The sequence below is a fragment of the Pseudomonas cuatrocienegasensis genome (assembly GCF_900110925.1).
Taxonomy (GTDB): Bacteria; Pseudomonadota; Gammaproteobacteria; order Pseudomonadales; family Pseudomonadaceae; genus Aquipseudomonas; species Aquipseudomonas cuatrocienegasensis.
On record NZ_FOFP01000007.1, the window covers coordinates 171603 to 180759 of the forward strand.

Consider the following 9157-nt stretch of genomic DNA (forward strand, 5'->3'; position numbering starts at 1 on the left):
CCCTGTCGTTGTTTCAATTACCCCGCCTGGCTGCGGTCATGCGGTCGTGCGCGGAGCTGGCGCATGAGCGCTGGGCCGATCTTCCCTTGGCGGCGGGGCAATCGCTTCGAGTTGCTGATTGATGGGCCGCTGTTTTTCCCGCGCATGCTGGCGGCCATCGACGCGGCGCAGCACCAGGTCGACCTGGAGCAATACCTGATCGAAAGTGGTGCCTGCACCACACGCCTGGTGGATGCGCTGTGCGCGGCCGCCGAGCGTGGTGTGCCGGTGCGCTGCCTGTTCGATGATTTTGGTTGCCAGAAACTCCTGGCCGACGACCGTCAGCGCCTGCTGACCGCCGGCGTAGTGATCCGCTGGTACAACCCGCTGCGCTGGCGCCGCGGTGTGCGCAACCTGTACCGCGATCATCGCAAGCTGCTGGTGGTCGATGGCGAGGTCGGCTTTGTCGGCGGCACCGGCTCCACCGACCAGTTCTGGGACCCGGCCGCAGCCGTCAGCCCCTGGCACGAGGTCATGGTGGCCATGGCTGGGCCCTTGGTAGCGGACTGGCAACATTTGTTCGACCGCCAGTGGCAGGCTTGCCATGGGCGCTTTGCCTGGCGTCCGCGCCCCTCGCCGGGGCTGGCACGCTTGCCCCTGGCACCAGCGGTGGGCACCGGCCTGGGCCGCGTGGCCTACGCTGACGCCCAGCAGCACCGCGATATTCTGCAGTCCCTGGTGCGGGCGATACGCGGCGCGCAGCAGCGCATCTGGCTGGCCACGCCCTATTTTCTGCCGACCTGGAAGGTTCGTCGGGCACTGCGTAAAGCGGCGTCGCGCGGCGTCGAGGTGCGCTTGCTACTCAGTGGCCAGCACACCGATAACCCACCGGTACGCTTTGCCGGTCAACGCTATTACCCGCGCCTGCTCAAGGCCGGCGTGCAGATCTTCGAGTACCAGCCGCGTTTTATGCACCTGAAGATGGTGCTGATCGACGATTGGGTCAGCGTCGGTTCATGCAATTTCGATCACTGGAACCTGCGCTTCAACCTGGATGCCAACCTGGAGGCGCTCGACCCTGAGCTGACCGCCGCGGTGGCCGAGAGCCTGCATGCTGACTTTGCCCAGAGCGAGGCTGTGACCCTGGCACAGTGGCGTGCCCGGCCGCTGTGGCGGCGGGTTCAGCAACGTCTGTGGGGCTGGCTGGATCGGTTGGTGGTCAATGTGCTGGATAGGCGGCGCTAGTCACTGCGCAGGGTTGGCGTCTCTGGACAGGTACTCGCGGCGAATACGCTCGACTTCGCCACTGTCCATCAGCTTTTTCAGCGTTGCGTTGAGTGCGGGCAGTTGGTCGCTGAACTGGCGCTGCAACTTGATCACCAGAGGCGCATCACTCAGCTGCACGCTGCGGGTGATGCGCTTTGGGTCGAGTTGGCGGGTCGCGAGCAAGTTAGCCAGTACGTCGTCGGCCATGACGATTGCATCCACCCGGCCGCGCAACAACAAATCGAGTAATGCCGCATCCTCCGAGGTTTCGACCACCTGCAACTGCATATCCGCGAGCCGTGGATAGCTATAACCGCGGATCAGGCCAATGTGCAGCCCCTGCAACTGCACAAGGGGCGAGTGGCGCTCAGGATGAGCACTGAGAAAGTAGAGGTATTCGCGCACCCGCAGGTAGGGGCGCGAATAGACGAAACGGCTACTCGCGTCCGGTGCATTCCAGGCCGGTGAATCAGCGTAGTTAAGGTCCAGGGTGCCGTTATCGAGCAGCAGGTTGAGGCGGTTGGCCGGGTAGAACAGGAACTCCATCTGCAGGCCGTTCTGTGCCATAGCCCGTTTCACCACATCCACGGCGATGCCCTTGGCTTGCCCCTGATCATCCTCGTAGCTGTAGGGGTACCAATCGGTACCACCACTGCGCAATGGCTGCGCCGCGCTTGCTGCGCCCCAGAGCGCAATCAGCACCATGCAGCCATAACGCCAGCTGCGAATTCCCATAGACACCCCTATCCGTAAAGGCCAAGTGCAATAACTGTACAGCACGGCTAAGACAGATAGAGGACGGGCGTACCAGCCTGTGACTAGGTGCCGCTATATCGTGTAGCGACAACTTTCTACAGGTTTATCGCATTAGTGGTTGTATCAATTGTAGGAGCGAATTTATTCGCGACATTATCGCGAATAAAGGCTAGCCCTCTTCGCTCCTACACAAGTGCTCGTGCAGGCGACGCCCAAGCCTGTATGCCGTGAGGAATCTTCCTACAGGTACATCCAGAAATTCGGGTGTTGCACGGTAGGTATCTGCTCTTGCGGTTGGTTGAGCGGACGTGGGCGTTGGATGAGGCGGCGGATAAAAGCCATGGACTGGGCTCCTGAATGTGACTGAGGGCGCCGATGATGGCGCCCAACACGGCGTCAGGGCAGTCGAATGTGACTATGGCTCTAATGTTTATCGGCTATCGATCTGTATCAATCGATAGTTATTGGCGTGGCAAACGCACGCTCACCTGCAGTCCGCCCAGGGGGGAGTCGTCCAACGTGATGCTGGCGCGGTGCAGTTCGACCACCCGGCGCACGATGGACAGGCCCAACCCGGCGCCCTGGCCCTGACCGAGGCGGAAGAAACGCTCGAACAACTGCTCGCGCAGGGCGGGCTCCACGCCCGGGCCGCTGTCCTGCACGCGCAAGGTCAGGCTGTGGGCGTCGGCTTCGAGCAGCACGCGGATCTGCCCGCCGAGCGGGGTGTATTGCACGGCGTTGCTGACCAGATTTTGCAGCAGCGTACCGAGGCTCGGGGCATCGGCGATCAGGCGATAGTCGTCGCCGTCACGTGCCTCCAGGGTCAGCTCCTGGTTGCGCGCCAGGGCCAGCGGGGTCAGCTCGGCCAGCTCATTGCGCAGGTAGCCGAGCAGGTCGAGCTGGGCCATGGCCAGTTGCGCCACGTTGGGGTCCAGGCGCGCCAGGGTCAGTAATTGTGCGACCACCCGAGTCGCCCGCTCGACGCCGTTGCCGAGTTGGCGCAGGGCTTCGTCGCGGTCGAGTGGGTCGGGTGCCTCCAGGGCGTTTTGTGCATGGATGCGCAGCACCGCCAGGGGCGTGCGCAGTTCATGGGCGGCGTCGGCGATAAAGCGTTTTTCCTGATCGACTAACTGGTTGACCTGTAGCAGCAGGCGGTTGAGCGCTGCGCCCATGGGTTCCAGCTCGCTGGGCAGCGGCGGCAGCAGCAGCGGGGTGAGGTTGTCCGGCGCACGCGCCTTGATCAGCTCGGCCAGGCGTTGCAGCGGGCTCAGGCCCCAGCCCACCGCCAGCCACAGCAGCAGCCCCAGTATCGGCAGACCGATCAGCAGCGGTTGCAGGCTGCGGCGGGCGATCTTGTCAGCCAGTTCACCGCGCACATCCTCGCGTTCACCCGCCAGTACCCAGTGGTGGTCGGTGTTGTCGTGCAGTACGAAGAGCCGCCAGCGGTGCTCGCCCAGGGTCAGGGTGTGGTAGCCGACCAGGTACTTGGCCAGACGGCTGAGACGCGCGCTCATTGGCTCGTCGCTGGGCGGCAGGCTGCTGTCGAGCTGGGCGATCATCTCGGTCAGCAGGCCTTCGGGGGCACTGGCCGACTGGAAGATCAGCTCGCCATTGTCGTCAAGCATCTGGAACGCCAGCTTGCTCTCGTAACCGTGGCCCAACATGCTGTCGATCTGCCGTGGGCTGTGTTGCAACAACAGGGCTTCGTCGAGCGCCGCCTGCAGGCGTCGGCGCGAGTCGCTCGAGAGATCGTGGCGGACCAGGCCCATAAGCATGCGCGAGGTCTGCGCCAGTTGGGCGTCGAACAGCTCCTCGACCTCGTGGCTGGCGTCGCTGTAAATCTTGTGGCTGATCAGGCTCAGGGCCAGGGTCAGCAGGGTGAGCATCAGCACCAGCAGGCGGGTGCGAATCGAGCGCAGCAGTTTCACTTGTCCACCAGGTAGCCAACGCCGCGTACGGTGCGGATCAGTTCAGGAAAGAATTTCTTGCGCAGGTGGTGCACGTGCACTTCCAGGGCATTGCTTTCGACCTCTTCGTCCCAGCCGTAGAGCGCCTGTTGCAGCTTGTCGCGGGTCATCACCCGGCCCGGTTGGGCGAGCAATTCGTGGAGCAGGAGGAATTCCTTGCGCGGCAGGTTGACCGGTTTGTCGAGGTAACTCACCGCCTGGCTGACCGGGTCCAGGCTGATGCCACGGTAGCTGAACACCGGTTGTGGGCGGTTGAAGCTGCGCCGCAGCAGGGCGCGCAGGCGGGCCTTGAGCTCCGCCACGTCGAAGGGCTTGATCAGGTAGTCGTCGGCGCCGGCGTCCAGCCCGGCAATGCGGTCGCTGGTGGCGTCACGGGCGGTGAGCACCAGCACCGGCACCGGGTTGGCCGCGGCGCGCAGGTGCTTGAGCACCTGCAGACCATCCATGCGCGGCAGGCCGAGGTCGAGAATGGCCAGCTCGAAGCTTTCGTGGGTCAGCGCATGCAGCGCGCTGGCGCCATCCTGCAACCAGTCGACGGTGTACCCCTCGGGCTTGAGGGCAGTGCGGATGCCCTCACCGAGGGCAGTGTCGTCTTCGACCAGCAAGATACGCATGCTGTGTTTCCTATTGGTTCTGCCTGAGTTAACCGTTGTCCCTGTAGGAGCGAAGGGGGCGCCTAGCCTTTATTCGCGATTGTGTGCGAATAAAGGCCAGGCGCCCTTGCAGGGGCCGACCCTCGGACGGTGCTTAATCCTGCTCTGCAGCGATCTTCTGTTGCAGGGTGGCGATGTCGCTGCGACGGCCTGCATCGGCCACTTCCCGGCCGGGGCGGGGAGCGGCTTCGAGGGCTTTGTTTAAGGCCGTGCTGGCCTCGTCGTAGCGCCCGTTACGGTACAGGAAATCGGCCTGGAAGTAGTTGGGGTCGATGCCCTTGGGGTTGATCGCCAGCGCCTGCTTGAGCATAGCCGCCGCCTTGTCGTTATCGCCAAAGCCGACCGGCCAGCCGGGCACCTGGTAGTACAGGCTGCCCAGGCTGGTGTAGGCCGAGCCTTCAAGAGCCTTGGCATCCAGGGCCAGGGCTTGTTCCAGGCTGGCCTTGGCCTCCTTGACCAGGCCCAGGGCGCCCAGGCCGCCTTTGGCGCCAGCGTAGGTGCTGAGGATGATGCCGCGCCAGATCAGCAATTCGGCAGCCTTGGGCTCAGCTTTGACGGCAGCGTCGGCCTGCTCGCTGAGGCTGGCGAAGGCTTTTTCGCGGGCCTCGGCCGGGGTCTGGTAATTGATCTCGGCCCAGCGCTGCTGGAGCGCGTGGAGCTTTTCCTGGCCGCCGTCGCTCAGGGCAAAGGCGGGCAGGCTGGACAGGGCGAGCAGCAGGCAAAGGGCGGGGCGTAACAGGTTCATGGGGTAATCCTCAGGGGTGGCGACGGGCGAAGCGCAGGATGGTCGGCAGCTGCTTACGCAGCGCCTGGTCGACCAGGCGTGGCAGCAGGCTGTTGAGGCGCACGAAGAGTTTTTCCGGCCAGCCGAGGTAAGACTCCTCGTGTTCGCGCACGATGGCCTGGGCCAGTTGCGCGGCCACGTCGCGCGGCTCGTCCATGGCCACCTTGAGCGCCGTGTTCATGGCCATCACGGTGTTGTCGTTCATCGGCGTGCGGGTGGCGCGCGGGGCGAAATACAGCACCTTGACCTGGGTGTCGGCCAGCTCGCGGCGAAGCGCCTCGGAGAAGCCGCGCAGGGCGAACTTGCTTGCGCAGTAGGCGCTGAAACCGGGGTAGCCGATGGAGCCGAAGGTTGAACCGAGGTTGACGATCAGCGCGCGACCTTGTTGTTGCAGCAACGGCAGCAGGCGCTGGGTCAGTTGCAGGGTAGCGGTGACATTCAGGCCGATCAGCTCGGCCAGGTCTTGCTCGTCATGCTGCTCAAGCAGGCAGAAGCGGTTGACCCCGGCCGCGTTGATCAGGGTATTGAGCCCGCCGAAGCGCTGGGCGGCAGCGGCTACGGCATCGCGGCCCTGACGGCTGGTGATGTCCGCTTCGACCACCTCGATGCGCCCGGGGTTTTGCTGCGCCAGCAGCCTGAGGACGTCGACCTGACGCCCAACCAACAGCAGGCGCGCACCATTGGCCAGCAGGTGCTCGACCAGGGCCTGGCCAATCCCGCCGCTGGCGCCGGTGATCAGCGCGCGGCATTCGGAAAGTTGCATGGTCACGCTCCTAGGCCGACAGCGGCAGGCTGCGGAACATATCGCCGTAGAGGCGGTACACCACCTTGGCGGCGTGTACCACGGCGGCTTGGTCGGCTGGGTCGTCGAGGCGGTTCATCAGGGTTTTGAAGAACTCGACGTGCTCCAGGTCCAGGCTGCCGTGGGAGTTCAGGTAGCTGAACGCGGTGCTTGGCAGTTGCAGGCGATCCTGCACCACGCCAGCGACCTGAGTGGCCAGGGCGATGCTGGTGCCTTCGAGCACATGCACCATGCCGAAGAAGCCCACCGGGTTGTGTCGGGCGATGGTGTCGTAGATGTAGCTGACCATCAGCTCGGTAGCCAGACGCGGCTGGCCATTGCGCACGGCCTCTTTGTCGGCACCGCAGGCGGCGATGTCGTTGAGCACCCATTCCTGGTGGCCGTATTCCTCCTCGATGTATTCGCCGATGGCCCCGCGCAGCCACTCCAGGCGCTCGGGCAGGCGTGCGCCGCAGGCCATCAGCAGCGGTACGGTGTGCTTGACGTGGTGATAGGCCTCGGTGAGGAAGGCCACGTAACTGTCCAGGCTGACCGTACTGCCCATGGCTTGCTGAATGATCGGCGCGCTGAGCAGCGCCTGGCGCTCGGCGTGGGTGGCCTGTTGCAGGGTTTCAAAGAACGACATGGGCTTCTCCAGGAGAGGATACGTTGGCCAGGTGTTCGATGGCCGTACGGTAATGGGTGAACAAGGCAGCGCGGCGCAGCCGGCCGTTGGCGGTGGCCAGGTCGTTGCTCGCGCTGAAGGGGGCATCGGCGCGCAGCCAGTGGTGCACGCGGGCGTAATCGGGCAGTTGCGCATTGGCGGTATCGACCGCTGCCTGCAACTGCGCGTCAGGGGTGTTGGGAACGCGTGCGACCAGTACCGCGACGTTGCTCGGCAGCGCCTCGCCGTGCAGCCAGGCCTGGGCGATGGGCAATTGCTGAACCAGCTCGGACTCGACCCATTCCGGGTTGACGTTGCGCCCGAACGCGGTGATGAACTGGTGCTTCTTGCGTCCGTGCAAAACCAGAAAACCGTCCTCGAAATGGCCCAGGTCGCCGGTGCCCAGCCAGTCGCCAGGCGGCGCCGGCTCACCGAGGTAGCCGAGCATGTGCGCGCCCTTGACCAGCACTTCGCCATCGTCGGCCAGCTTGATTTGCAGGTGCGCCAGGGGCTTGCCGGTACTGCCGAGGCGCCGCTGCTCGGGCGTGTTCAGGCACACCACCGAGGCGCATTCGGACAAGCCGTAGCCCTCGAAAATCGGCAGCTTCAAGGCATCAGCGCGTTCCAGCAACTGCGCCGAGACCCGCCCGCCACCCACCGCCACAAAGCGCAGCGAGGCAGGCAGCGGCAGGCCGCGCTCGGCACCGCTGACCAGCGCCAGCAGCAGTTGCGGCAGCAGGATCAGGCTGTGCGGCTGGGCCGTCTGCAGCGCCTGGAGAAAGCGCGGCAAGTCGAAGCCGCTGGCGCCGCTCAGGCCGATCTGCGCCATCGGCATCAGCTCTACGCAGGCGCCGGCCAGCAGCGGCGCATACACCCCGGCGATATTTTCCAGCAGGGTGGCCAGGGGCAGCACGCACAGGTGGCGCGCCACCTCACGGCTGGCGCTGGCCGCGACCAGGCTGTCGGCCACCGCCAGTTGCGTGGCCAGGTCCAGGCACACGCCCTTGGGCTGGCCGGTGGTGCCTGAGGTGTAAGTGATCTTCACGGTGCCACCGGGCAGGGCCGTGGGTTGCGCCACGGCACGCCGGTAAATGCCCTCTGCCACGGCGCTGAAACCCGGCGCGCTGGCGCCGATCATGCAGTCGATGGCCGCGCTGTCGAGCACATGCTGTTGCTGGCCTGGGGAAAAGAACCCCGGCAGCGGCACACACACCAACCCCGCGTGCAGTGCGGCCAGGTCCCACAGCACCCAGTCGATGCCGTTGTCCAAGGCCAGGGCCACGCGCTGGGCACCGTAAGTGGTGAGCAAGGCGCGGCGCGCGGCCACCTCCGCGAGCAACTGGGCATAGCTCAGGCAACGCTCGCCTTCACGCAGGGCTGGGCGCTCGGCCCAGGCGGCGAGGCGCTTAAACAGGTGCTCAGCGGCAGGCGACATCGAGCATCTCCTCGGGGGCATAAAGGGCTTGGTGGCCCAGGCGCGCATAGGCACCCAGGTGCAGCAGGCGCTGGTGGCCGCTGTAGATATCGCCGGCCATCACCTGGGGCGCGCAGTCGTAATAACTGCCCCAGTCGGCCAGCTCCTCGCCCATGCACAGCGGGTCGGCCAGGCCCAGGGGCTGCGGGCTCAAACCCAGACGCTGGAAGCTGTTGAGCAGGCTGGTGGTGCCGGTAAAGGTGACCCAGCGAAAGCCCAGGGCCACCAGCAGGTCGGTCAGCGCGACGATCAACAGGCGGGCCGCGCCGGGGCTGTTGGCTGCCAGGTTGCCGACCTCCACCAGTTGCGCGCGCGCCGGCTGGCCGCTGAGGGCGCTCTCCACCGGCTGCGAAAGGTAGCGCTCCAAAAACAACGGGCCGCTGGCACCGCTGCGCAGGCCGACGGCTGCCAGCAGGGTGCCGGCGCTGTCCTCCAGGCCGAGCAGGCAGGGCATGAAATGTCGCACGCGTGCGCCATGCTGCTCGGCGAAACGCGCCTGGATAAAGGCTTCCAGGGCCGGCCGACGCGGGCTTTCAACGTCGCTCAGGTAGAGCGCGAGTGGCGCCTGCCGACCGATACAGGCCAGGGGTTGAATGTGAGACGGATGCGCCCAGGGCAGTTCCATGGCGGAACCTCTATGTGAAGACCTGGGGTGATTGTGTGGCGCGCTGGCTTAACGCTGTATTAAGCGTTTGCAGAATGTTTCGAGCGCTGCAGCGCAAGGTTTCACGCACTGTTGGTGATGCGGCAGCAGTTCGCCTGGGTTGAGCTGCGCGATACCCGGGAGAGGGTGCCCCGGGTGTCGCTACGCTCGACCCAGGCTACGGCGGTGG

Annotated in this window: 9 protein-coding genes; 1 reads left to right on the forward strand and 8 read right to left on the reverse strand. The window is 65.2% G+C overall.

Features of this window, described 5'->3' with window-relative positions:
* Positions 1-63 precede the first annotated feature (63 nt).
* Positions 64-1224, forward strand: a complete 1161-nt coding sequence (locus BMW49_RS12000) for a phospholipase D-like domain-containing protein (protein ID WP_069520122.1) — start codon at positions 64-66, stop codon at positions 1222-1224.
* On the opposite strand, the gene BMW49_RS12005 is transcribed toward BMW49_RS12000, so the two are convergent.
* The 8 genes from BMW49_RS12005 to BMW49_RS12040 form a co-directional block, all read right to left on the reverse strand.
* Positions 1225-1980, reverse strand: a complete 756-nt coding sequence (locus BMW49_RS12005) for a substrate-binding periplasmic protein (protein ID WP_069520121.1) — start codon at positions 1978-1980, stop codon at positions 1225-1227.
* Between the two features lie 482 nt (positions 1981-2462).
* On the reverse strand, positions 2463-3887 hold the full coding sequence (locus tag BMW49_RS12010; RefSeq protein WP_083251796.1) for a sensor histidine kinase: 1425 nt from the start codon (positions 3885-3887) through the stop codon (positions 2463-2465).
* 38 nt (positions 3888-3925) lie between these two features.
* On the reverse strand, positions 3926-4582 hold the full coding sequence (locus tag BMW49_RS12015; RefSeq protein ID WP_069520120.1) for a response regulator: 657 nt from the start codon (positions 4580-4582) through the stop codon (positions 3926-3928).
* A 133-nt stretch (positions 4583-4715) separates the two neighbouring features.
* A complete protein-coding gene (locus BMW49_RS12020; protein WP_069520119.1) occupies positions 4716-5366 on the reverse strand; it encodes a tetratricopeptide repeat protein in 651 nt (216 codons plus the stop codon).
* A 10-nt stretch (positions 5367-5376) separates the two neighbouring features.
* On the reverse strand, positions 5377-6168 hold the full coding sequence (locus tag BMW49_RS12025) for an SDR family oxidoreductase (RefSeq protein ID WP_069520118.1): 792 nt from the start codon (positions 6166-6168) through the stop codon (positions 5377-5379).
* A 10-nt stretch (positions 6169-6178) separates the two neighbouring features.
* Positions 6179-6832, reverse strand: a complete 654-nt coding sequence (locus tag BMW49_RS12030; protein ID WP_069520117.1) for an iron-containing redox enzyme family protein — start codon at positions 6830-6832, stop codon at positions 6179-6181.
* Entirely contained in the window at positions 6819-8285 is a 1467-nt protein-coding gene (locus BMW49_RS12035; RefSeq protein ID WP_069520116.1) for an AMP-binding protein, read from the reverse strand. Before BMW49_RS12035 ends, BMW49_RS12030 begins: the two co-directional genes overlap by 14 nt.
* Entirely contained in the window at positions 8269-8949 is a 681-nt protein-coding gene (locus BMW49_RS12040) for a thermostable hemolysin (protein WP_069520115.1), read from the reverse strand. Before BMW49_RS12040 ends, BMW49_RS12035 begins: the two co-directional genes overlap by 17 nt.
* Positions 8950-9157 lie beyond the last annotated feature (208 nt).

Bases quoted from the DNA above. Each gene is read 5' to 3' on its own strand.
- BMW49_RS12000 (WP_069520122.1), top strand. From the start codon at position 64: ATGAGCGCTGGGCCGATCTTCCCTTGGCGGCGGGGCAATCGCTTCGAG.
- BMW49_RS12005 (WP_069520121.1), bottom strand. From the start codon at position 1,980: ATGGGAATTCGCAGCTGGCGTTATGGCTGCATGGTGCTGATTGCGCTC.
- BMW49_RS12010 (WP_083251796.1), bottom strand. From the start codon at position 3,887: ATGCTCACCCTGCTGACCCTGGCCCTGAGCCTGATCAGCCACAAGATT.
- BMW49_RS12015 (WP_069520120.1), bottom strand. From the start codon at position 4,582: ATGCGTATCTTGCTGGTCGAAGACGACACTGCCCTCGGTGAGGGCATC.
- BMW49_RS12020 (WP_069520119.1), bottom strand. From the start codon at position 5,366: ATGAACCTGTTACGCCCCGCCCTTTGCCTGCTGCTCGCCCTGTCCAGC.
- BMW49_RS12025 (WP_069520118.1), bottom strand. From the start codon at position 6,168: ATGCAACTTTCCGAATGCCGCGCGCTGATCACCGGCGCCAGCGGCGGG.
- BMW49_RS12030 (WP_069520117.1), bottom strand. From the start codon at position 6,832: ATGTCGTTCTTTGAAACCCTGCAACAGGCCACCCACGCCGAGCGCCAG.
- BMW49_RS12035 (WP_069520116.1), bottom strand. From the start codon at position 8,285: ATGTCGCCTGCCGCTGAGCACCTGTTTAAGCGCCTCGCCGCCTGGGCC.
- BMW49_RS12040 (WP_069520115.1), bottom strand. From the start codon at position 8,949: ATGGAACTGCCCTGGGCGCATCCGTCTCACATTCAACCCCTGGCCTGT.